19 protein-coding genes are annotated in these 21,247 nt (G+C 66.0%); 7 read left to right on the top strand and 12 right to left on the bottom strand.

Going from position 1 to position 21,247, the window contains the following annotated elements:
- Positions 1–59: 59 nt before the first annotated feature.
- The 8 genes from Sa4125_RS03450 to Sa4125_RS03415 all read right to left on the bottom strand — a co-directional run bounded on the left by Sa4125_RS03450 (position 60) and on the right by Sa4125_RS03415 (position 9,337).
- On the bottom strand, positions 60–1,562 hold the full coding sequence (locus Sa4125_RS03450; RefSeq protein ID WP_224003699.1) for an ABC transporter substrate-binding protein: 1,503 nt from the start codon (positions 1,560–1,562) through the stop codon (positions 60–62).
- On the bottom strand, positions 1,559–2,680 hold the full coding sequence (locus Sa4125_RS03445) for an oligopeptide/dipeptide ABC transporter ATP-binding protein (protein WP_224003697.1): 1,122 nt from the start codon (positions 2,678–2,680) through the stop codon (positions 1,559–1,561). The genes Sa4125_RS03450 and Sa4125_RS03445 overlap by 4 nt, the downstream gene beginning before the upstream one ends.
- Complete coding sequence (locus Sa4125_RS03440; protein WP_345944334.1) at positions 2,680–3,708, bottom strand: ABC transporter ATP-binding protein; 1,029 nt, start codon at positions 3,706–3,708, stop codon at positions 2,680–2,682. The genes Sa4125_RS03445 and Sa4125_RS03440 overlap by 1 nt, the downstream gene beginning before the upstream one ends.
- A 299-nt stretch (positions 3,709–4,007) precedes the next feature.
- A complete protein-coding gene (gene hydA, locus Sa4125_RS03435; protein WP_224007493.1) occupies positions 4,008–5,420 on the bottom strand; it encodes a dihydropyrimidinase in 1,413 nt (470 codons plus the stop codon).
- Positions 5,421–5,431: 11 nt separating this feature from the next.
- Positions 5,432–6,652, bottom strand: coding sequence for a cysteine desulfurase-like protein (locus tag Sa4125_RS03430; RefSeq protein ID WP_224003693.1), 1,221 nt, complete (start codon positions 6,650–6,652; stop codon positions 5,432–5,434).
- 38 nt (positions 6,653–6,690) lie between these two features.
- Positions 6,691–7,425 (bottom strand): amino acid ABC transporter ATP-binding protein, encoded by a 735-nt coding sequence (locus tag Sa4125_RS03425; protein WP_224003691.1) that lies wholly within the window; start codon positions 7,423–7,425, stop codon positions 6,691–6,693.
- Positions 7,425–8,099, bottom strand: a complete 675-nt coding sequence (locus tag Sa4125_RS03420; protein ID WP_224003689.1) for an amino acid ABC transporter permease — start codon at positions 8,097–8,099, stop codon at positions 7,425–7,427. Before Sa4125_RS03420 ends, Sa4125_RS03425 begins: the two co-directional genes overlap by 1 nt.
- 449 nt (positions 8,100–8,548) lie before the next feature.
- Positions 8,549–9,337: an ABC transporter substrate-binding protein gene (locus Sa4125_RS03415; protein ID WP_224003687.1), complete on the bottom strand. Its 789-nt coding sequence runs from the start codon at positions 9,335–9,337 to the stop codon at positions 8,549–8,551.
- Positions 9,338–9,572: 235 nt separating this feature from the next.
- Between Sa4125_RS03415 and Sa4125_RS03410 the strand changes: the two genes are divergently transcribed.
- Positions 9,573–9,989: a nuclear transport factor 2 family protein gene (locus Sa4125_RS03410; RefSeq protein ID WP_224003685.1), complete on the top strand. Its 417-nt coding sequence runs from the start codon at positions 9,573–9,575 to the stop codon at positions 9,987–9,989.
- Between the two features lie 24 nt (positions 9,990–10,013).
- Here the strand turns inward: Sa4125_RS03410 and Sa4125_RS03405 are convergent, their stop codons facing one another.
- Complete coding sequence (locus Sa4125_RS03405; RefSeq protein WP_224003683.1) at positions 10,014–10,763, bottom strand: GntR family transcriptional regulator; 750 nt, start codon at positions 10,761–10,763, stop codon at positions 10,014–10,016.
- 130 nt (positions 10,764–10,893) lie between these two features.
- Positions 10,894–11,661 carry a GntR family transcriptional regulator gene (locus Sa4125_RS03400; protein ID WP_224003681.1) on the bottom strand — a complete coding sequence of 256 codons (768 nt, stop codon included), beginning with the start codon at positions 11,659–11,661 and terminating at the stop codon, positions 10,894–10,896.
- Between the two features lie 245 nt (positions 11,662–11,906).
- Here Sa4125_RS03400 and Sa4125_RS03395 point away from each other — a divergent pair, with 245 nt between their 5' ends.
- The 6 genes from Sa4125_RS03395 to Sa4125_RS03370 all read left to right on the top strand — a co-directional run bounded on the left by Sa4125_RS03395 (position 11,907) and on the right by Sa4125_RS03370 (position 17,493).
- Positions 11,907–12,899: an ABC transporter ATP-binding protein gene (locus Sa4125_RS03395; RefSeq protein WP_224003679.1), complete on the top strand. Its 993-nt coding sequence runs from the start codon at positions 11,907–11,909 to the stop codon at positions 12,897–12,899.
- Positions 12,900–12,934: 35 nt separating this feature from the next.
- Positions 12,935–14,224 (top strand): PotD/PotF family extracellular solute-binding protein, encoded by a 1,290-nt coding sequence (locus tag Sa4125_RS03390; RefSeq protein ID WP_224003677.1) that lies wholly within the window; start codon positions 12,935–12,937, stop codon positions 14,222–14,224.
- A gap of 237 nt (positions 14,225–14,461) precedes the next feature.
- Entirely contained in the window at positions 14,462–15,340 is an 879-nt protein-coding gene (locus Sa4125_RS03385) for an ABC transporter permease (RefSeq protein WP_224003675.1), read from the top strand.
- A 2-nt stretch (positions 15,341–15,342) separates the two neighbouring features.
- A complete protein-coding gene (locus Sa4125_RS03380) occupies positions 15,343–16,224 on the top strand; it encodes an ABC transporter permease (RefSeq protein ID WP_224003673.1) in 882 nt (293 codons plus the stop codon).
- A gap of 142 nt (positions 16,225–16,366) precedes the next feature.
- Entirely contained in the window at positions 16,367–17,014 is a 648-nt protein-coding gene (locus Sa4125_RS03375; RefSeq protein ID WP_224003671.1) for an aspartate/glutamate racemase family protein, read from the top strand.
- Between the two features lie 53 nt (positions 17,015–17,067).
- A complete protein-coding gene (locus tag Sa4125_RS03370; protein WP_224003669.1) occupies positions 17,068–17,493 on the top strand; it encodes a DUF3830 family protein in 426 nt (141 codons plus the stop codon).
- A gap of 22 nt (positions 17,494–17,515) precedes the next feature.
- Here Sa4125_RS03370 and Sa4125_RS03365 read toward each other — a convergent pair whose 3' ends face one another.
- The gene (locus Sa4125_RS03365; RefSeq protein ID WP_275967462.1) at positions 17,516–19,231 is read right to left on the bottom strand and encodes a PAS domain-containing methyl-accepting chemotaxis protein; all 1,716 of its coding nucleotides are present in this window, start codon (positions 19,229–19,231) and stop codon (positions 17,516–17,518) included.
- A gap of 52 nt (positions 19,232–19,283) precedes the next feature.
- Positions 19,284–21,212, bottom strand: a complete 1,929-nt coding sequence (locus tag Sa4125_RS03360; protein ID WP_224003667.1) for a methyl-accepting chemotaxis protein — start codon at positions 21,210–21,212, stop codon at positions 19,284–19,286.
- Positions 21,213–21,247: the final 35 nt, after the last annotated feature.

Here is a 21,247-nt window from a genome sequence, read left to right as displayed (position 1 = left end):
GGGCGGCCGGAGCCGACCCTCCTGCTCAGAGCGGGCCGCCGAAGCCGCCCGCCCTGGGTTCAGCTGCCGACGTTCATGCCCTTGAGACGGATCATGCCGTCGGGATAGGGCGTGAAGCCGGTGACGTTCTTGTTCAGGACGAACGGCCAAGGCTGATAGTAGACGTAGACCAGCGGCAGGTCGTCCTGGAGAATCTCCTGCGCCGCATCGTAGAGCGCCTTGCGCTCCGTCTCTTCGGTGACGCGGCGAGCGGCGTCGAGAGACTTGTCGACGGCCTCGTTGCAATACTTCGAATCGTTCAGATTGCCCTCGCAGGTGACGAACTGGTGGATGTTGCCGTCGGGATCGACACGGCCCGACCAGCCGATCATCGCCGCCTCGAAGTTGCCGGCCTCCATTTCATTCTGCATGGCGGCAAATTCGGTGGCGCGGAGCGTGATGTTGATCCCGGCCTCGGCGGCCATCGCCTGCATCAGTTCGGCCAGCTGCTGATTGTCGCTGCCGGTGCCGAAGGCGAGCTCGAAGCTCGGATTGGGCATGCCGGCCTCGGCCAGGAGCGCCTTGGCCTTTTCGACATCGCGTGCCACCGGCGGGAACTTGTCGCTGTGATAGGGGCTCGACGGCGGGAAGGGTTGCAGCGCCGGCGGATAGATGCCGTTGCCGGCGACCTCGTTGATGACGTCGCGGCCGATGGCGAGCTGGAAGGCCTGGCGCACGCGCTTGTCGGCGCCGGCCGGACCCTTGGCCCGCTCGCCATTGGCGGTGTTGAAGCGGATCGACAGGTAGCCGAGACCCGTCACCGGCACGAATGCAAGGCTCGTGTCCTCCTTGACCGAGGGCACGTCGGTCGGCGCGAGGCGCTCGAGCATGTCGATATCGCCAGAGCGAAGGTTTGCCAGCTTCACCGTCGCGTCGGTGATCGCGATGAAGGCGACTTCCTCGATTGGGTATTCCTTGGCGTTCCAGTAGCCCGGGAATTTCTTCAGGGTGATCCGGTCGTTCTGGACACGGCTGACGAACTCGTAAGGGCCGGAGCAGACAGGCTTCTGCGAGAAGTCGGCGTCGCCCGAGAAGGCGGCGGGCGACAGCATCATGCCGGCGCGGTCGGAAAGCGTCGCAAGCAGCGTCGCGTCCGGCTGCTTCAGCTTGATCACCGCGGTCAGCGGATCGGGAGCGGAAACGCTTTCGACCGAGGAGAGTTCGCTCTTGCGGTTGGAGTCGGGCAGCGTCAGCGCGCGCTCGATATTGGCCTTCACCGCCGCGGAATCGAACTTCGCGCCGTCATGGAAGGTGACGCCCTCGCGCAGCTTGAAGGTGAGTTCGGTCTGGGCCTCGTTCCACGACCATTCCGTCGCCAGCTGGGGTGCGAACTTCAGGTCGGGCGTGATGTCGATCAGCTTGTCGCAGAGCGAGGTGAAGACGATGCGGCCGACATAGGTGCGGGCCCGGTGCGGGTCGAGGACGTCCGGATCCTCCTTCAGGCCGATGCGAAGCGTCTGGGCCGAGGCCGCGGAGGTGGCGAGAAGGCAGGACGCGAGAAGCATCCATCTGAACTTGTTCATGCGGGTTCCTTTTCTGTCGAGGTCGTGTCGGAGATGAGGCCGGCGTGGCCACCCTGGCGGGCGCGGTAAAGGCCGAGACGCTGTGCCAGGACAGGATTGGAAGGAGGGCTCAGCTTCGGCGTGCCGCCGGCAGCCTGGATCTCACGCCAGAAATGGCAGGCGACCTGGCGGCCGCCTTGATCGGCAGGCGTTTCCAGGATGGGCCTTGCCTCGCGGCAAAGGGGCCTCGCATGCGGGCAGCGGGTGTGGAAGCGGCAGCCGGGGGGCGGTTTCGTCGGGCTCGGCACGTCGCCCTGCAGCGGCGTGCGCTGACGTGGCGGGCCCGCGGCCGCCACCGGGATCGCGTCGAGCAGCGCCTGCGAATAGGGATGCAGCGGCGTGTCGAAGAGCGCGTCGGTGGCCGCGATCTCGACGACCTCGCCGAGATACATCACCGCGACGCGGTCGCTCATGTGGCGAATGACGGCCAGATCATGGGCGACGATGATCAGCGTCAGCTTCAGCCGCTCCTTCAGCTCCTCCAGGAGGTTCACGATCTGCGCCTGGATCGAGACGTCGAGGGCCGACACCGGCTCGTCGCCGAGGATCAGCTTCGGCTCGCCGGCGAGCGCCCGGGCGATGCCGATGCGCTGGCGCTGGCCACCGGAGAATTCGTGCGGATAGCGGTCGGCCATGTCGGGGCGCAGGCCGACGGTGCGGAAGATCTCCATCACCCGGTCGCGCCGCTCGGACTTGTCGCCGATGCCGTGCAGCCAGAGCGGTTCGCCGACGATGTCGGTGACGCTCATCTGCGGGTTGAGCGAGGCGAAGGGGTCCTGGAAGACGATCTGCAACTCGCGCCGGAGCCCGCGCATCTCGGCTTTCGTCAGGCTGCCGAGATTGCGGCCGGCATAGATGACGTCGCCTGACGTCGGCTCCAGGAGCCGGATCATCAATCGTCCGAGGGTCGACTTGCCGCAGCCCGATTCCCCGACGATGGCGAAAGTCTCGCCGTTCATCACCTTCAGCGACACGCCGCCGACCGCCTGAACCAACGGGGAGCGCGAGAAGAGCTGGCGCTTGCCGCCGAAATGCTTGACCAGCGACACGGTCTCGAGGATCGGGGCCTGGACGGCCATCACGCGACCTCGGCGAAATGGGTTTCGAGCGGCGCATACCAGCAGGCGGCCCGGTGGCCGCCTTTGCCGATGGAGCCGAGAGGAGGCGCGGCCTCCGTGCAGCGCGTCTGGACGAAGGGGCAACGCGGCGCAAAGCGGCAGCCGGTCGGCATGCGCTCGATCGACGGCACGGTTCCGAAAATCGTCGTCAGCTGCGCCTCGCGCCGGCCGAGCGAGGGCATCGCGCCCATCAGTCCGATCGTATAGGGGTGCTGCGGATCGGCGAAGATCTCGGCCACCGGGCCGGATTCGACGATGTGGCCGGCATACATGACCGCGACATGGTCGGCGGTCTCGGCGACGACGGCGAGATCATGGGTGATCATGATGACCGCCGTGCCGGTGTCGTCCTGCAGAGCTTTGATCAGGTCGAGGATCTGCGCCTGGATGGTGACGTCGAGCGCCGTCGTCGGCTCGTCGGCGACGAGGAGGCGCGGGCTGTTGGCAAGCGCCATGGCGATCATCACGCGCTGGCGCATGCCGCCCGACATCTGGTGCGGATAGTTGCCGTAACGCGTCTCCGGCGCGGGGATGCGGACCTTGCGCAGCATGTCGAGCGCGAGCGCCGCCGCCTCCTTCGCCGGCACCTTGCGGTGCCGGACGATGCTCTCGGCGATCTGGTCGCCGATGGTGAAGGCGGGATTGAGCGAGGTCATCGGCTCCTGGAAGATCATCGAGATCCTGTTGCCGCGCAGGTCCGAGCGAGCGTCCTCGCTAAGGGTCAGCATGTCGGCGCCCTCGAAGTGCGCCGTGCCGCCGGTGATCTCGGCCGGCGGCATCTTCAGGAGGCCCATCAGCGCCAATGCGGTGATGCTCTTGCCGCAGCCGGATTCGCCGACGATGCAGAGCGTCTCGCCGCGCCGAACGGTGAGGTCGACGCCCTCGACGAGATTGGCGCCGGGCTGGAAGCGGATCGACAGGCCGCGAACCGCCAGCACCACGTTGTCCGGACCGCTTGGCGTCACCACGCCGCGCGCACCGTTGCCCACCGCCAAGACACTGCCGCCTGCAAAGCGTCGCGGCTTGCACGTCGCCGGTTCTCGGCCTGCGCCAGGACGGGTGGGATTTCTGTCGGCTTCAAACAGTTGCTCCCAAAAAAATAGCCTCGCGCACCCGCCCCGAATAAACCCGGGAAGGTGGCGAGGCGGGGATGCCAGTCCGGCAGGTCGGGGCCGGTATGTGACGTCAGCCTAGCCGAGTGCGAGGTGGTGTCAACCACATATGCCCAAGTTTATTGCGCGCCCATATAACGGGCACCGGCGTGCAAGGCGTTGGCGCGACGCGACCTTCATCCGCGGACTGCGGTCAGGCTGGACAGACTGCGGCTGCGATAGGCGCCGTCGCCCTTGTTTCCGACCAGCTCGCCGTCCCGGACCATGACCCTGCCGCCGAGGACGACGGTCGTCGGCCATCCGGTTACCGAGAGGCCTTCATAAGGCGTGTAATCGGCGCCGTCGTGGAGGTCGGCATGGCGAATGACGCGCTCCGCGGCCGGGTCCCAGATCGCGATATCCGCGTCTGCGCCGACGGCGATCGTGCCCTTCTGCGGATAGAGGCCGTAGACCTTGGCCTGATTGGTCGCCGTGAGCGCCACGAAGCGCGGCAGGTCGATGCGGCCCTTCATGACGCCTTCGGAGAAGAGGATCGGCAGGCGCGTCTCGACACCGGGGATGCCGTTCGGGATGTGCCGGAAATTGGCGGCGCCCTTCGGGTTCAGCTTGCCCTGCGCATCCTCGTAGCGGAACGGGCAGTGGTCGGAGGAGAAGAGGTCGAAGGTCCCCTCCTCCAGGCCGTTCCAACAAGCCTCCTGCTCGGCCTCGTCGCGCGGCGGCGGCGAGCAGACGAACTTCGCGCCCTCCCAGTCCATGCCCTCGAGATCGGCGGCGGTCAGCATCAGATATTGCGGACAGGTCTCGGCCACCACCTTGCGACCGCGCGCCCGCGCCCGCCGGATCTCCTCGATCGCCGCGCCGTTCGAGACGTGGACGATGACGACGGGCACGTCGACGATCTCGGCCAGCGACATCGCCCGATGCGTCGCCTCGCGCTCCGCCGCCACCGGCCGCGTCGTCGCGTGCGCGCGCGGGCGCACCTCGCCCTCCGCCTCGTGCCGGCCGATGAGATAGCGAATCGCGTCCTCGTTCTCGCAGTGGACCATGACCAGCGCCCCGGTGCGGCGGGCGACGTCCATGGTGGCGAGGATCTCGGCATCGTTCAGCCGGAGGTTCTCATAGGTCATGAACACCTTGAACGAGGTGTAGCCATCGGCGACGAGCGCCGGCAGTTCCTGACCCAGAACCGCGGCGGTGGGATCCGAGACGATGAGGTGGAAGGAAATGTCGGTGTAGCATTGGCCTTCCGCGAGAGCGTGATAGGCGCCGAGCGCCTCGCGAAGGCTCTCGCCTTTCTGCTGCAGGCAGAAGGGCATGATGGTCGTGTTGCCGCCAAAGAGCGCGGAGCGCGTGCCGGACTCGAAGCCGTCGGCCATGACGATGCCCTCGCCCGAGGGCTGGGCGATGTGGACATGGCTGTCGATGCCGCCCGGCAGCACGTATTTGCCGGCGGCATCGATGGTCTCCTTCGCCGGACCGAGATCACGGCCGAGCTGGACGATGACGCCGTCCTTGATGCCGATATCGCAGGAAAACATGTCGGAGGCCGTGGCCACCGTGCCGCCGGCGATGACGAGGTCGAATTCCATGCCGGCCGCCATCAGAGGTTCGGCTCGAGGGCGGCGATCAGCCGGTCGACTTCGGCTGCGGTGTTGTAGTGCACCATGGACACGCGCACGGCGCCCTCCTGGGCCGCAAGTCCATGCTCCTCGACGAGGCGCTTGGCGTAGAAGTCGCCGTGGCGGATGCCGACCTTGTGGCCGTCGACGGCCTCGACGATGCGGCGGGAGTTCTCCTGCCCGACCGTGAAGCTGACGGTCGAGACGCGGTCGGCGATCGCGGTGGAGGTGCGGCCGATGATGCGGACGGAATTGCGGCTGGTGAGGAAATCCATCAGCTGCGCCGTCAGCGCCCGCTCCTGCTCGGCAATGGCGGCAAAGCCCGCTTCGATGGCCGGCCGGCCGGCCGGAGCCCCTCCCCGCGTGCCGAGTTCCTCGACATAGTCGGCGGCGCCGACCGAGGCCCAGGCCGCCTCGTAGCTGACATTGCCGGGCTCCAGCTTGTGCGGCACGCGGCTCTTGTCGAAGAAATAGTGGTAGATGTTGTCGAGCTGCAGCAGCTTGTCGCGCTTGCCGGCCATGACCGCGAAATGCGGCCCGAACACCTTGTAGACGCTGAAGATGTAGTAGTCGGCGCCGAGCGCTGCAAAATCGATGGCGCGGTGCGGGGCATAGGCGACGGCATCGACGCAGAGTTCCGCGCCGCCGGCATGGACGATCCCGGCGATCTCGGCGATCGGGTTGATCGTGCCGAGGATGTTCGAGGCATGGGTAACGCAGACGAACTTCGTCTTCTCCGTCATCAGCGCCTTGAGGTCGGCCAGGTCGAGCTCGAAGGTCTCGGGATCGCACTTCCAGAACTTGATGACGACGCCGCGGTCGGCGTGCTTCAGCCAGGGGCCGATATTGGATTCGTGGTCGGTGTTGGTGAGGATGATCTCGTCGCCCGGCTGCAGGCGGCCCGTCATCGCCTCGGACAGGAAGCGGATGAGAATCGTCGTCGACGGGCCCATGACGATCTCGCCGGCGTCGGCGGCGTTCATGAACGTGGCGAACGCCTTGCGCGCCTCGCCGACGCGGGCTGTCGACACCTGGCTCGGTGCGTAGCTCGCCCCGGTCTGGACGTTCGACGTCAGGAGATAATCGCTCATCCGGTCGGCGACGCGCTGGAGCACCTGGCTGCCACCGGCATTGTCCATGAAGGCCCATTCGCCGGCGAGCGCGGGGAACTGGGAGCGAACGAAATCGAGATCGAGGGTCATGCGTCTGCCTTGTCTGGCGCCGGGCGCCGTCAGTCTGACTAGTGGTTGAGGACGGCGTCGAGAAAGGCGCGCGCCCGCTCGTTCGTTGTCGCGGTGAAGAACACGTCAGGCCTCGAGATCTCCTTGATCTCGCCGGCCTCCATGAAGACGATGCGGTCGGCGACCTGGCGGGCGAACCCCATCTCGTGCGTGACGAGAACCATGGTGACGCCGGAATGGGCCAGGCGCTTGATCACGTCCAGCACCTCGCCGACCATTTCAGGGTCGAGCGCCGAGGTCGGCTCGTCGAAGAGGAGGATGCGCGGCTCCATCGCCAGCGCCCGGGCGATGCCGACGCGCTGCTGCTGGCCGCCGGAAAGCTGCGTCGGAAACTTTTCGGCCTGCTCGGCGATGCCGACACGAGCGAGCAACGCCTGCGCCTTCTCACGGGCGGCCTCCCAGGACAGTTTCTTTACGCGGACCGGGCCGAGCGCGACATTGTCGAGTACGGAAAGATTGGGGAAGAGGTTGAAGGCCTGGAAAACCATTCCGGTTTGCTGGCGTACCTTCAGGAGATTGCGGCCACGCTCGACGCGGATGCCGCCGACGAAGACGTCGCCGGAGTCATATTCCTCGAGGTGGTTGATGCAGCGGATCAGCGTCGACTTGCCGGACCCGGACGGGCCGAGCAGCACGACGACCTCGCCCGCGGCGACGTCGAGATCGACATTCTTCAGGGCGTCGAACTGGCCGAAACGCTTGCCGACGCCGCGCATGCGGATGAGCGGCTCCATCATCTCGCCTCCCGTCTGGAATAGCGGCTTTCGAAGCGCGCGACGAGGCGCACGAGCGGCAGCAGAAGCAGGAGATAGAGGATCGCGGCACCGATCAGCGGTGTCGGGTTGGCGGCGAGCGCCTGCGACTGCGTCGCCTGCTTCAACAGGTCCGGCAGGGCCACGACCGAGGCGAGCGCCGTGTCCTTCATGACGTTGATCGAGTTGTTGGTCAGCGGCGGGATGACGATGCGGATGGCCTGCGGCAGGACGACGTCGCGCATCACGTGCCAGGAGGAAAGGCCAATCGACTGCGCCGCCTCGAACTGGCCCCGCGGGATCGCCTCGATGCCGGCACGGTAGATCTCGGCAGTGTAGGCGCTCGACACCGTGGTCAGCGCGAAGCAGGCGGAGACGAAGGGCGACCAGCGGATACCGATGAAGGGAAAGGCGTAGTAGACGATGACCAGCCAGACCAGCACCGGCAGCGCCCGGAACACGTCGATATAGGCCACCGCCAGAAAGCGGAACGGCGCCGCGCCATAAAGCCGGACGAGCGCCAGGACCATGCCGCCGACGAGCCCGAGCGCGATCGACAGCGCGCCCAGCGCGATCGTCACCCACAGGCCCTCGAAGAGTCGCGGCAGGCTCTGCCAGAGCACGTCGACGTTGAAGAAGGTGGTGACGATATCCATTCGGGCTTTCGGGTCGGTGGGGTGGTGGAAGTTCGGTCATTGCGAATGAGCGCGAAGAGTAGCGGTGCGGTGGCTCGAAGCTTGCCGCTTCCTTTGAAGATTGGTCATCCCGGACTTGATCCGGGATTCATGCCAAACCGTCGAACACAATCGAGAACGGTGGACCGGGTGCAATATCCGGACCCGATTTGGCAATGACAGCGTCTCGGCAGGGGTCCCCGGTCAAGCCCGGGATGACGACATCAAAGGTCAGCGCTTTACTGGAAGACGGTCGCGGCCTGTATCGATAGCTTCCTCTCCCCTTTGGGGAGAAGGTCGCGGCAGCGGGATGAGGGGAGCGCCGGGTCAGAACCGATGCCTTCTCGCCGGACGCATACCCCCTGATCCAGCCGTCGCTGCGCGACGTCCATCGTCTCCCCGGCGGGGAGAAGAGTGGCGTCTCGTCCCGATCAGTCCGTGGTCTTCGGCGTCTCGGCCTCGGCGACGGAGCTGGTCGTGGCCTCCGGCACGGTGCCGAACCACTTCTCGTGCAGCTTGGAGATGAAGCCCTCCTTCTTCAGCGCCGAGATCGCCTCGCTGGCCTTGGCGGTGAGCGGCGAGTCCTTGGCGAACATCATCGAATACTGCTCGCCGGTCTTGATGCGCTCGACCACGGCGTATTGCGGCTTGTCCTTGATGTAGTAGGCAACGGCCGGGATGTCGGAGATGTAGCCGTCGATGCGGCCGGCGGCGAGGTCGAGCATGGCGGGGGCGAGACCCTCGTAGCGGCGGATGTCAGCAATGCCGAGCTCGGCCTGCTTTTCCGTCGCATAGATGTCGCCGGTCGAGCCGGTATCGACGCCGACGATCTTGCCCTTCAGGGTCGACGTGCCCTTCACGTCCGAGGTCGTCAGCGCCGAGAGCGACTGGTCGCTGTCGTAATAGGGCTGGGCGAAGGAGACCGAGGACAGGCGCTTGGCCGTGATGGTGATCGAGGAGATCGCCGTATCGACGCGGCCGGACTGGACCGCGGAGAACAGGCCGTTGAACGGGATGTTCTCGATGGCGATGTCCTCGTAGCCGATCCGCTTGGCGACTTCCGTCGCCAGTTCGATCTCGAAGCCGACATTCTGGCCGGTTTCGTCCTGGAACTCCCAGGGAACATTGCCGATGTTGGCGCCGACCTTCAGGCTCTCGGCAAAGCTGGGATGGGCGAGCGCGAAAGTCGCGATCGCGGCGGCAAGGAGTTTCAGGCGCATCGGTTTCTCCAGTCGTTGGGTTGCAGAGGGTGGCGACGAGGTCTCGGGCGTCGAAGGCGGATCCAGAGACAGGCACGGCGGGCGGAAGCAGGTGGAATGACGACCGCGTCCGGTCGGCAGAGCAGGCGATGCCTAATTTGTGGCGTAAACCGGGGAAAACTGCCCAAAAATTCTGCATGCATTTTCTAGGTCAAACTGTATGACTGTTTTTCAGCGATGTGAAGAGGAAAACGCGATGACTGCATCCAATCCGCTCGGCGGAGCGCTCACAGCCGATGCGCAGATCGTTCACGACTATCTCGAGGCGTCGATGATTCCCGATCCCGATGCGGCCGCGCAATACATGGCGCCGGGCTGCACCATCACCTTCACCGGCGGGCGGGAATTCGATCATCCGCGGGGTCCGACCTCGGTGAACGCCGGCCGCTATGCCTGGGTGAAGAAGCGCATGCTGCGGTTCGACGTGGCGCCGGGGCACGGCGAGACCGTGGTCTATTCGACCGGCTATCTCTATGGCGCCTGGCCGGATGGCACGCCCTTCGACGGCAACCGCTATGTCGACCGCTTCGTCGTCAGGGACGGACGGATCGTCAAGATGGACGTGTGGAACGACAGCGCCGAATGGATCCTCGATCCAGCACTTCGCCGCTGAGGCCGGGCCTTTCTCCGCGGCGGCTCAGGTCTTGGCGGATGCCTGGCCGCTCTTCGGTTGCGGCTGCACCGCCTCGGCATAGGGCGCGAGGATGTCCATCAGGTCGCGGCCGCGCGGCTCGGGCGCGGTGAGAAGAGCGCGCTGGGCGACGGCGTCGAGATGCTCGGCCATCAGCGCCATCGCCCTTTCGCCATCGCCGGAAGCGAGGGCCTCCAGCAAACGCCGGTGCTCGCTGACCGCGCATTCCGACGAATGCGGCCGACCGAAGGTGGCGAGCGCCAGGCAGGAGCGGTAGGCGATCTCGCTGACATAGCGGATGAGGATCGGCTTCTTCGTCATCTCGGCGAGAAGGACGTGGAACTCCGTGGCAAGGCGGATGGAGTTCGCCTCGGGTCCACCATGCGCGGCCTCCTCGGCGGCGAGATGGGCTTCGAGGTCGCGCAACTGGGCCGGCGTCAGACGGCCGACGAGAGCCCGCACGACGAGGCGCTCGAGCTCGATGCGGATGTCGAAATCGTCGCGTGCCTCTTCGAAGGAGGGCGTCGCGACCACCGCCATGCGGTTGCGTCGGAGTTCGACCAGGCCTTCGGACGCCAATTGCCCCAAGGCGTGACGGGCGATGGTGCGGCTGACGCCGAAACGCTCGCCGAGCGAATCTTCCGGCAGCTTGTCGGCCGGCGCCAGGGCCCGCTCCAGGATCGCCCGGCGGATCGCCCGGCAGATGGTGCCGACCTTGTCCGCCGTCGCCTTCTTGATGTCGCCGTCGCCTCGCATGCCGATCCGCTCTCTCGCCAGTCGTCCTCCGGTGATAGCGCCGCACTGCACGCGAACGCAATGCACGCACTCAAATGCCTAGATCGCGCACAGTTATGCATGCACTTTCTGATCAAATCGAATGCGATCTCTACCCCTCTCGTGAACGCTGCAGCCGCGGCAGCGTCGGCGGCGTCGGGACGGAACCGGCTTCTCGCAAGGGAGAGAAAAGCGCTTCGGACAGGCTCGACCGCCGGACTGGCCGCTCCGACAGGTCGAGCCCGGCGAGAAGCTCGGCGAGATGGCGGCGCATCAGCGACGCCGCCCGCGCACCGTCGCCGGCCTCCAGCGCGTCGACGATGGCGTGATGGGCGCGGCTCTCGCACATCGCCTCCGGGCGCCGCCAGTAGAGAGCGATGACCAGCGAGGAGCGTGACAGGAGGTCGCCAAGGATGGACGCCAGCACGGCATGGCCGGCAAGATCCGCGATGACGCGGTGGAATTTAGCCGAGAGATAGACCGCCTCGCGCGGATTGTCGGCGGCAACGGCGGCATGCTCGGCAGCAAGGCAGCCGCGGAGCCGTTCGCTATCGCCGGCGGCAAATCGCGCTGCCGCCATCGCCGCGATCTCCGGCTCGACGAGCGCTCGGGCCTCGAAGATCTCGCGCGCCTCCTGCGGCGGCGGATGCGCCACGCTCGCCCCCCTGTTGCGCTGCATCACCACGACGCCGTCGCGTGCCAGCGCCTGCAGCGCCGTCCGGACAATGGTGCGCGAGACGCCGAAGAGTTCTGCGATCTCGTCCTCGACGAGCTTGGCGCCGGGATCCAGCCGATGGCGGATGATGGCGTCGTGCAGCGCGTCGTGGATCGGCTTCCATGACGCCTCCCCGCTCTGCCGCGCCATCGAAGGCTCCGCCATGTCCCCATCCTTCGCTGATGCCTCTAGGATGGCAGAAGCACCTTTGCAGTGCAAAAGAAAATCGCGCACAAAAATTGTACACAATTTGTGCAGATGAACCGGCAAGCTGCCGACGAATGCGACAGATCCCCCTGACAGCCGCCCCGCCTAACCCTCTGCCTTGCCTACCATCCTCGTCAAAAGCCGGCCGCGCGAGAATTGGCACGGCCGATGCATGGGAGAGAACGGATAGCCCGGAGACATGCATGAGCGACGGCAAGCTGGAACTGATCAAGGTCACCAAGCGCTACGGCGAAACCGTCGCCGTCGACGCGGTCGACCTCCGCGTTCCCGCCGGCACCTATTGCTGCTTTCTCGGACCATCCGGCTGCGGCAAGTCTTCCACCCTGCGGATGATCGCAGGCCACGAGATCGCCTCGACGGGCGACATCATCCTCGGCAATGCCAACATCACCAACCTGCCCCCGTCGCAGCGCGGCACGGCGATGATGTTCCAGAACTACGCGCTGTTCCCGCATCTGACGGTGCGCGACAACATCGCCTTCTCCTTGAAGATGCGCGGGCAGGACAAGACGGCGCGCTATGCCAAGGCCGGCGCGGTGATGGAACTCGTCGATCTCGGCAAGTTCGCCGAGCGCATGCCGGCGCAGCTCTCCGGCGGCCAGCAGCAGCGCGTGGCGCTCGCCCGCGCACTCGTCACCGATCCGGGCATTCTCCTCCTCGACGAGCCCTTGTCGGCGCTCGACCCGTTCCTGCGCCTGCGCGTTCGCACGGAACTGAAGCGTCTGCAGCGCGAGCTCGGCATCTCCTTCCTGCACGTGACGCATGGCCAGGACGAGGCCATGGCGCTGGCCGATCTCGTCGTCATCATGAAGGACGGCAAGATCGAGCAGTCCGGCACGCCGCAGGACGTCTTCCATCGGCCGCGCACCGCCTTCGTCGCGCGCTTCATGGGCGGGCATAACGTCGTGACGATGGAGGGCCGGCCGCTGACCGTGCGCGCCGACCGCATCCGCCTCGGCCAGGGCGGCGAAGCGACGCGCACGCTGTCCGGCGAAGTGCGCGGCGTCGAATACCAGGGCGCCTCGGTCACCGTCGTCCTCGCCACGCCAGACGCCGGCGAGATCACCGCCGTGATCCCGGAGGAACTGTATTTCCCCGACCCCGCCGCACTCGGCGACAGCCGCACCATCCACTGGGCGCGGGAGGACGAGATCGTCCTCTCCGCCAACGCCTGAACCCTTCCCGTCCCCGCAAGAACCAAAGGACAGACATGACCGACAAGCTCTTTTCCGGCGTCAGCCGCCGCAGCTTCCTGAAGACCACGGCCGCCGTCGCCGGCACCATCGGCGCCGGCAAGATCACCGGCTTTCCCTATGTCAGCAGTGCCCGCGCGCAGGAGGCGAAAACCCTGCGCTATCTCGGCACGGCGGTGAACCAGTCGAAGGAGATTGCCGACAAGGTCAAGGAAGACCTCGGCATCACCATCGAATACGTGCCCGTCACCACCGACGAGGTGACCAAGCGGATCATCACCCAGCCCAACACGTTCGACATCGTCGACACCGAATACTTCTCGCTGAAGAAGTTCGTGCCGTCGGGAAATCTGATGGGCATGGACGCGACCAAGATCAAGGAATTCGACAACATCACGCCCGTCTTCACCAAGGGCGAGATCGGCGGCAAGAAGATCGGCGACCAGGGCACCGCGCCCTGGGAGGTTCTCTACCTCAAGGAGAACAAGTCGAAGGAATTCGCCACCGAACCGACGCAGTGGATCTCGCTGATCCCGACCACCTACAATGCCGACACGCTCGGCATCCGCCCAGACCTGATCGGCCGGCCGATCGAGAGCTGGTCGGAGCTGCTGAACCCCGAATTCAAGGGCAAGGCCTCGATCCTCAACATTCCCTCGATCGGCATCATGGACGCCGCGATGGCGATCGAGGCGACCGGCAAGTACAAATATCCCGACAAGGGCAACATGACCCGCGACGAGATCGACATGACCATCGCGACGCTGATCGAGGCCAAGCAGGCCGGTCAGTTCCGCGCCCTCTGGTCGGACTTCAACGAGAGCGTCAACCTCATGTCCTCGGGCGAAGTGGTGATCCAGTCGATGTGGTCGCCGGCGGTCACCGCCGTGCGCGGCAAGGGCATCGACTGCGTCTTCCAGCCGCTGAAGGAGGGCTATCGCGCCTGGGCCTCGGGCTTTGCTTTGCCCGCCACCCTCGAAGGACCAAAACTCGACGCGGCCTACGAGTTCGTCAACTGGTTCCTGTCCGGCTGGGCCGGCGCCTTCCTCAACCGCCAGGGCTACTATTCCGGCGTGCTGCCGACCGCCAAGGCGGCCATGGAGCCCTATGAATGGGCCTACTGGATGGAGGGCAAGGAAGCCGAGCAGGACATCAAGTCCCCGTCCGGCGAGACCATCGCCCTGAAAGGCGCCAAGCGCGACGGCGGTTCCTACGAGGAGCGGATGGGCGCCGTCGCCTGCTGGAACGCCGTCATGGACGAGGACGCCTACATGGTCCGCAAGTGGAACGAGTTCGTCGCCGCGTAAGGCGGCGGAAGCTGGCTGATCTCCCCCCCTTGAGGGGGAGATGGCCGGCAGGCCAGAGGGGGGCGCCGTCAAGCGCCGGCGCTTCCACCCTCCGCGTCGACTTTGGTTCCGGGACCTCGCGCCCCGGGACCGGCAAGATGGAGGGGCGCCAGCGGCGGCTCACCCCCTCTGTCCTGCCGGCCATCTCCCCCTCAAGGGGGGAGATCAACAGCTTCGACCTCGCACCCGGATCCTCCCATGAGCACACGCGTCGGCATCGCCCCCTATCTGCAGGCCCTGCCGCTGGCGCTGGTCTTCTTCCTGTTCCTCGTCATCCCGCTGGTCTTCATCCTCGTCGTCAGCTTCTGGACCTACGAGAACTATTCGATCCAGCCGGCTTTCGTCGTACAGAACTACATGGACGTGTTCGACCGCTGCATCGTCCGGCTGCCGGACCTGTGCACGACCTTCAAGACCTATCTCTCGACCCTCTATTTCTGCGTCATCGTCTGGGTGCTGACGCTTCTGATCGGTTTCACCGTCGCCTATTTCCTGGCCTTCGAGGTGCGCAGCAAGGCGGTGCAGTCGGTGCTGTTCCTCGTCTGCACCATCCCGTTCTGGACCTCCAACGTCATCCGGATGATCTCCTGGATCCCGCTGCTCGGGCGCGAGGGCCTCGTCAACCAGACCTTGCAGAATATCGGGGCGATCGACATGCCGCTCGACTGGCTGCTCTATTCGAAGTTCTCGGTGACCATCACCTTCGTCCACCTCTTCACCTTCTTCATGGTGGTGCCGATCTACAATTCCATGCTGCGCATCGACCGGTCGCTGATCGAGGCGGCGCGCGATGCCGGCGCCACCGGCTGGCAGACGCTGACGAACGTCATCATCCCCCTGTCAAAGACCGGCATCGCCATCGGCTCGATCTTCGTCGTCACCATCGTCATGGGCGACTTCATCACCATCGGCCTCATGGGCGGCCAGCAGATCGCCTCGGTCGGCAAGACCATCTCGGTCGAGATCAGCTACCTGCAATTCCCGATCGCCGCGGCCAACGCCGTGGTGCTGCTCCTCACCGTCCTCATCATGATCTTCGCCCTGACACGGGTCGTCGACATCCGGAAGGAACTCTGAGCATGGGTGAGAGCCGCACCCCGACCTTCTACGTCCTCGCCGCCTTCTTCACGCTGTTCGTCGCCTTCCTCTACGGGCCGACGCTGACCATCGTCATCCTGTCGTTCCAGGGGCCGCAGGGCGGCATGACCTTCCCGATGAACGGCGTCTCGCTGCACTGGTTCGGCGTCTTGTGGGAAGGGCTCGGCGTCGTCGACGTCTGGGCCGCCTTCGGCCGGTCCTTCCGCCTCGGCCTTGCCGTCACCGTGCTGACGGTGGTGATCTCGGTCCTGGCAGGCCTCGCATTCCGCCGCCGCTTCTTCGGCTCGACGCTGCTCTTCTACATCGCCATCGCAAGTCTCATCCTGCCATCGATCGTCGTCTCGCTCGGCATCGCGCTGGAATTTCGCATCGTCGACGATTTCCTGAAATCGACGGGTCTCGCCGGCCCGGGCTTCCAGTCGGCCATGGGTCTCTTCACCTCGGCGCTCGGCGCCCATCTCACCTGGACGCTGCCCTTCGGCATGCTGATCATGTTCGTCGTCTTCAACCGCTTCAATCCGGCCTATGAGGAGGCCGCGCGCGATCTCGGCGCGACGCCTTGGCAGACCTTTCGCCATGTCGTGTTGCCGATCATTTCGCCCTATCTCATCGGCGTCGCGCTGTTCGGCTTCACCCTTTCCTGGGACGAGATCGCCAGGACCAGCCAGGCAATCGGCGGGCCGAACACGCTGCCGCTGGAACTCCAGGGCCTCACCTCGACGGTCACGACGCCGGCGATCTACGCGCTCGGGACGATGACGACGGCGATCTCCTTCCTCGTCATCGGCCTGACGCTCGGCACCGGCCTTCTCCTTCGCCGACGCCGGACGCGTGGCGCCTCCGATGCCGGCAAGGGCGTCTAGGCCGCCCCTCGTCGACGGCTGGGACAGAGCAGTCCGTGCGGGGCTCGCGCTGACTGCCGCCGCTTAAACTGCCCCCTACCGCCCCGTCCTACTGTAACCTCGTCGCGCTTTTCGCGGCCATGATCTGCTCCGAAAGTTCCCGATGCGCCTGTGCTTCATCAACCCCAATTCGACGGCGTCGATGACGGACAAGATCGCCGCGGCAGCGCGGGCTGCCGCGGCGCCCGATACCGAGATCGTCGCCCTCACCTCCCGCACGGGGCCGGCCTCGATCCAAGGACCGGAAGACGGAGAGGCAGCGGTGCCCGGGCTTTTGGCGCTGGTGGCCGAGCATGCCGACGCCGTGGACGGCTTCGCCATCGCCTGCTTCGACGACACCGGCCTCTTCGAAGCCCGCCGCCTGACGCACAAGCCCGTCGTCGGCATCGGCGAGGCGGCCTTTTTGGAAGCACGGACGGGCGGGCGGCGCTTCTGCGTGGTCACGACGCTGTCGGTCTCGATCCCGGTGATCCAGGAGAATATCGAGACCTATGGGCTGGCGGCGGATTGCATCAAGGTGCGCGCCTCGGAAGTACCGGTGCTGGCGCTGGAGCGCGAAGGCTCGGCGGCGCGCGAAACGGTCGCCGAGGAGATCGCCCAAGCGCTGGCGGAGGACCGCCCCGACGCCATCGTCCTCGGCTGTGCCGGCATGGCGGATTTGGCGCAGGCGTATGCGGCGCGTTTCGGCCTGCCCGTCGTCGACGGCGTGGTCGCCGCCGTCCGCCTTCTCGAAGGCCGCGTTCGGGCATAGACAGTCCTCCCTGCCCACGAGGAAACGGCGAACCTGCTTTGAGGAGCGACACCATGACCGTCACGGTCGAGATCGACGGCATCCGCTTTTCCGCCCGCTTCGAGACCGAGGCGGCGCCGCAGACCGTCGCGGCCGTGCGCCGCATCCTTCCCTACGATCAGCGCATCATCCATGTCCGCTGGTCGGGCGAGGCCTGCTGGATTCCGCTGGGCGCCCATGATTTCGGCCTCGGCTACGAGAATGCCACGAGCCATCCGGCGCCCGGCCAGATGATCCTCTATCCCGGCGGCGTCAGCGAAACGGAATTCCTCCTCGCCTACGGCCCCGTCGCCTTCGCCTCGAAGGCGGGACCGCTCGCCGGCAACCATTTCCTGACCATCACCGACGGCCTCGACGATCTCGCGCGGCTTGGGCGGGAAACGCTGTGGACCGGGGCAAAAACGATCCGGCTGAGGGAGACGGGCGGCATCGCCGCCTGAGGAGACGCGGCCCTCCCGACCGTCACCCCTTTCGGCGTGCGGGATAGGCCTGCGCGACCCTGTCGCGAAGAGCGTGAACAGCCGGCCGGCGCCCGCCGGCGGCGCCCAGTTTGAAGTGCGACAACAGCGCGTGCATCGCCGCGGCCTCGCTCGCCAGTTCGTTGCTTGCGGCGGTCGACTGCTCGACCATGGCAGCGTTCTGCTGCGTGCCCTGATCGAGGGTTCCGACCGCACCGTTGATTTCGGCGAGACCTGAGGTCTGGCTGCGACTGGCCTCGACGATCGTGGCGATCAGGGCGTCGATGGTGACGACGCTGGCGACGATGCCGCGAAGCGCCGTCCCGGCCTGGCCGACGAGGTTCACCCCGGAATCGACCTGCTTGCCGGACATCGAGATGAGGTCCTTGATCTGCTTGGCGGCCTCGGCCGAGCGCTGGGCGAGGCCGCGCACTTCCTGGGCGACGACGGCAAAGCCACGGCCCGCCTCGCCCGCCCGCGCCGCCTCGACGCCGGCATTCAGCGCCAGGAGATTGGTCTGGAAGGCGATCTCGTCGATGACGCCGATGATCTTGCCGATCTCCTCGGAGGACCGCTCGATCGCCGCCATGGCCGAGACGGCCTGTTCGACGACGGTGCCCGACTTTTCCGCGTCCTGCTTGGTCTGCGACACGATGGAGCCGACTTCCTCGGCGCGCAGGCTCGAATCCCTGACGGTGCTGGTCATTTCCGACAGTGTCGCGGAGGCCTCTTCCAGGGCTGCGGCCTGCTGCGCAGCGCGCTGCGAGAGATCTTCCGAGGCAGTCATGATCTGTGCAGAGCCGGAATGAATGACATCGGCATTGCGGCTGACCGACGACATCGCCAGTTGCAGCTTTTCCAGCGACGCGTTGAAATTCTCCCGCAGGGATTCCAGCGAAGGAATGAAGGGACGTTCCAGACGCTGGGCCAGATCGCCGTCGGCCAGGCGGCCGAGAGCCTCGCCAAGGCACGACACGGCCATCATCCGGTCGGACAGATCGGTGGCGAACTTCACGACCTTCACCACCACGCCATTCTCGTCGCGGATCGGATTGTAGGAGGCCTGGATCCAGACCGCCTTGCCGCCCTTGCCGAATCGCTTGAAGTCGGCCGCTTGAAAGCGCCCTGCGCGCAATTCGTCCCAGAACGCGCCGTAGGCCGGGGTTGCCGCATAGGCCGGATCGACGAAGATGCGGTGATGGCGGCCCTTCACCTCGTCGAGGGAATAGCCGACGGTCAGCAGGAAATTCTCATTGGCGGAGAGGATGTCGCCATCCGGCGTGAACTCGATGATCGCCTGTGAATCGGACAGCGCCTTGAGCTTGCCGGCATCCTCGATTGCCCGCCGCTTGGCGTCGGTGATGTCGGTCGCGAACTTCACGACCCTATAGACCCGTCCCTTGCTGTTAGTGATCGGATTGTAGCTCGCCTGGATCCAGACGGTCTTGCCGCCCTTTCCGATGCGCTTGAACTCATCGGAAAGGAAGGAGCCATCGGCAAGGTTTGGCCAGAACGACTGGTAGTCCTGCGAAATCACATCGCCCGGCTCGACGAAGATGCGGTGCTTCTGTCCGATGATCTCGCTCGGCTCGTACCCCATCAGCGCGCAAAAATTCGCGTTGGCGGCCAGCACTTTTCCCGAGGGATCGAACTCGATGACACCAAGCGATCGGCCCAGAGCCCTCAGAATATCGTCCGAACGACTAGCGAACAGGGTCATGTCATGGGTTCCAGCTGTGGCTCAAGGAAATACGCAGTGGTGGCAGGCAGGCTCAGAACTCTTCCCAGCTGTCGGCCGCCGGGGCGGCTTGGCCGGTGGTGCGCATCTGCGTCACCGGGCGGGCTGTCGGGCGAGCGGCGGCCGGGCGGGACGGCTGGCTGCGCGCCGGGGCGGCCTTGCCGCCGTGGCCGGTTCTGGTGGTGAAGCGCTCGACCATGGCGGCGAGCTCGTCGGTCTCGTCCGACAGCGTCTGCGCCGCGGCCGTCGCCTCCTCGACCATCGCGGCGTTCTGCTGCGTGACCTTGTCCATCTGGTCGGCGGCGCCCGAGACCTCGCGCAGCGAGATCGCCTGCTCCTTGGCGCTGCGGGCGATCTCGGCGACGACCGCCGACATCTCCGCGACCTGCGTGACGATGGCATCCAGCGACTTGCCCGACGCCGTCACCAGCTCGACGCCCTCGCCGACCTGTTTCGACGAGGTCGAGATCAGCGCCTTGATCTCCTTGGCCGCTTCCGCCGAGCGCTGGGCGAGCCCGCGCACTTCCTGCGCGACGACGGCAAAGCCGCGGCCCGCCTCGCCCGCCCGCGCCGCCTCGACGCCGGCGTTGAGGGCCAGAAGGTTGGTCTGGAAGGCGATCTCGTCGATGACGCCGATGATCTTGCCGATTTCCTCCGAGGAATGCTCGATCTGGCTCATCGCCGCGACCGCCTTGGCGACGATCTCGCCACCCTTCTCGGCATTCTTCTGCGCCGCCGTCGCGCCGACCTGGGCCTGGGCTGCGCCCTCCGCCGTCTGGTTGACGCCCGTCGTCACTTCCGACAGCGCCGCGACCGTCTCCTCGAGGCTCGCCGCCTGCTGCTCGGTGCGCTGGGCGAGGTCGTTGGAGGCGACGGAGATTTCGGCAAGACCGGTGCGCAGCGTCGCCACGCCCCCGGCGACGCCGCCGATGGCGGCTTCCAGCTCGGCGACGCTGGCATTGAACTTCTCCCGGATCGGCTCGAACTCCGGCGCCACGGCCTGATCCATGCGCACCGTCAGATCGCCCGCCGACAGAGCGTCGAAGCTGTTCTCGACCGCGTGCACGAAGGTGCGCAGGTCCTCTTCCTTGGACTGATCGATGGCCGACTGCCGCTCGCGCTGGCTTGCCTGCGCCGCCCGCGCAGATGCCGCCTCGGCCGCCAGACGCTTGTTTTCGATGGCGGCGGCCTTGAACACCTGAACCGCCCGGGCCATCGCGCCGATCTCGTCCGACCGGTCCTGGCCGACGACCGGCGAATCATGGTCGCCGCGCGTCAAGGCAGACATGCTGAGGCCGAGCGAGTGGATCGCACTGACGATCGAATGCGAGATGATCATCATCAGAGGTATGATGATCAGAAAGGCAGCGATCGCTGCGCCGAGCTGGAAGTAAAAGGCGTTGTGTGCGGCTTCGTCGGCGGTGGCGATCTCCTGCGCGAGCCGCGCATCGGCCTTCTCCTGGAGCAGCGTCAGCGTGTTGGAGAGTTGCTCGCCCGAGCCGTCGATGGTGTCGTCGATGACAGCGAAGGCCTCCATCGGCGCACGATCGCCGATCAGCGCAGGCAGCGTCGTCGAAATCGCCTCGGCGAGGCTTTCGACATTGGCGGCAAAGCCGTCCATGCCGCCGGTCATGCCAAGCGTCGCGGCGAGCGAGGGCCCGTCCTTGGCCATCTGGCGCAGGGTTTGGAACTCGTCGCTGATGATCTTCAGGCGCTCGGGGGAAACAGCGCCGTCGTCCCGGTCGATGATGCTGTCCATGGCGGCCAGTACCAGCCTGACATTGGCGAGGCGCGCGACAGAGATGTCGCCCAGTCCGTCACGCAGCGTGTCGGCGACCGTCATGCTGTCGATCACCCTCTGACCCTGCACCCACGCCATCGCTGCCATCACAACAAAGGCGGCCGCCGCCAGAAACATGACAAGACGAAGTCGTCCGGCGATGGAGAGTGAAGTGAATGACATCAGTCCGCCTTATCAAATGGTCAAATACCTATCCA

The organism is Aureimonas sp. SA4125 (genome assembly GCF_019973775.1).
Taxonomy (GTDB): domain Bacteria; phylum Pseudomonadota; class Alphaproteobacteria; order Rhizobiales; family Rhizobiaceae; genus Plantimonas.
The sequence above is the reverse complement of the archived record's forward strand: the minus strand, read 5'-3'. Positions and strand labels throughout refer to the sequence as shown.

What these genes read in the sequence shown, in the direction of transcription:
- Sa4125_RS03450 (WP_224003699.1), bottom strand. Translation starts at nt 1,562, where the DNA reads ATGAACAAGTTCAGATGGATGCTTCTCGCGTCCTGCCTTCTCGCCACC.
- Sa4125_RS03445 (WP_224003697.1), bottom strand. Translation starts at nt 2,680, where the DNA reads ATGGCCGTCCAGGCCCCGATCCTCGAGACCGTGTCGCTGGTCAAGCAT.
- hydA (WP_224007493.1), bottom strand. Translation starts at nt 5,420, where the DNA reads ATGGAATTCGACCTCGTCATCGCCGGCGGCACGGTGGCCACGGCCTCC.
- Sa4125_RS03430 (WP_224003693.1), bottom strand. Translation starts at nt 6,652, where the DNA reads ATGACCCTCGATCTCGATTTCGTTCGCTCCCAGTTCCCCGCGCTCGCC.
- Sa4125_RS03425 (WP_224003691.1), bottom strand. Translation starts at nt 7,425, where the DNA reads ATGGAGCCGCTCATCCGCATGCGCGGCGTCGGCAAGCGTTTCGGCCAG.
- Sa4125_RS03420 (WP_224003689.1), bottom strand. Translation starts at nt 8,099, where the DNA reads ATGGATATCGTCACCACCTTCTTCAACGTCGACGTGCTCTGGCAGAGC.
- Sa4125_RS03415 (WP_224003687.1), bottom strand. Translation starts at nt 9,337, where the DNA reads ATGCGCCTGAAACTCCTTGCCGCCGCGATCGCGACTTTCGCGCTCGCC.
- Sa4125_RS03410 (WP_224003685.1), top strand. Translation starts at nt 9,573, where the DNA reads ATGACTGCATCCAATCCGCTCGGCGGAGCGCTCACAGCCGATGCGCAG.
- Sa4125_RS03405 (WP_224003683.1), bottom strand. Translation starts at nt 10,763, where the DNA reads ATGCGAGGCGACGGCGACATCAAGAAGGCGACGGCGGACAAGGTCGGC.
- Sa4125_RS03400 (WP_224003681.1), bottom strand. Translation starts at nt 11,661, where the DNA reads ATGGCGGAGCCTTCGATGGCGCGGCAGAGCGGGGAGGCGTCATGGAAG.
- Sa4125_RS03395 (WP_224003679.1), top strand. Translation starts at nt 11,907, where the DNA reads ATGAGCGACGGCAAGCTGGAACTGATCAAGGTCACCAAGCGCTACGGC.
- Sa4125_RS03390 (WP_224003677.1), top strand. Translation starts at nt 12,935, where the DNA reads ATGACCGACAAGCTCTTTTCCGGCGTCAGCCGCCGCAGCTTCCTGAAG.
- Sa4125_RS03385 (WP_224003675.1), top strand. Translation starts at nt 14,462, where the DNA reads ATGAGCACACGCGTCGGCATCGCCCCCTATCTGCAGGCCCTGCCGCTG.
- Sa4125_RS03380 (WP_224003673.1), top strand. Translation starts at nt 15,343, where the DNA reads ATGGGTGAGAGCCGCACCCCGACCTTCTACGTCCTCGCCGCCTTCTTC.
- Sa4125_RS03375 (WP_224003671.1), top strand. Translation starts at nt 16,367, where the DNA reads ATGCGCCTGTGCTTCATCAACCCCAATTCGACGGCGTCGATGACGGAC.
- Sa4125_RS03370 (WP_224003669.1), top strand. Translation starts at nt 17,068, where the DNA reads ATGACCGTCACGGTCGAGATCGACGGCATCCGCTTTTCCGCCCGCTTC.
- Sa4125_RS03365 (WP_275967462.1), bottom strand. Translation starts at nt 19,231, where the DNA reads ATGACCCTGTTCGCTAGTCGTTCGGACGATATTCTGAGGGCTCTGGGC.
- Sa4125_RS03360 (WP_224003667.1), bottom strand. Translation starts at nt 21,212, where the DNA reads ATGTCATTCACTTCACTCTCCATCGCCGGACGACTTCGTCTTGTCATG.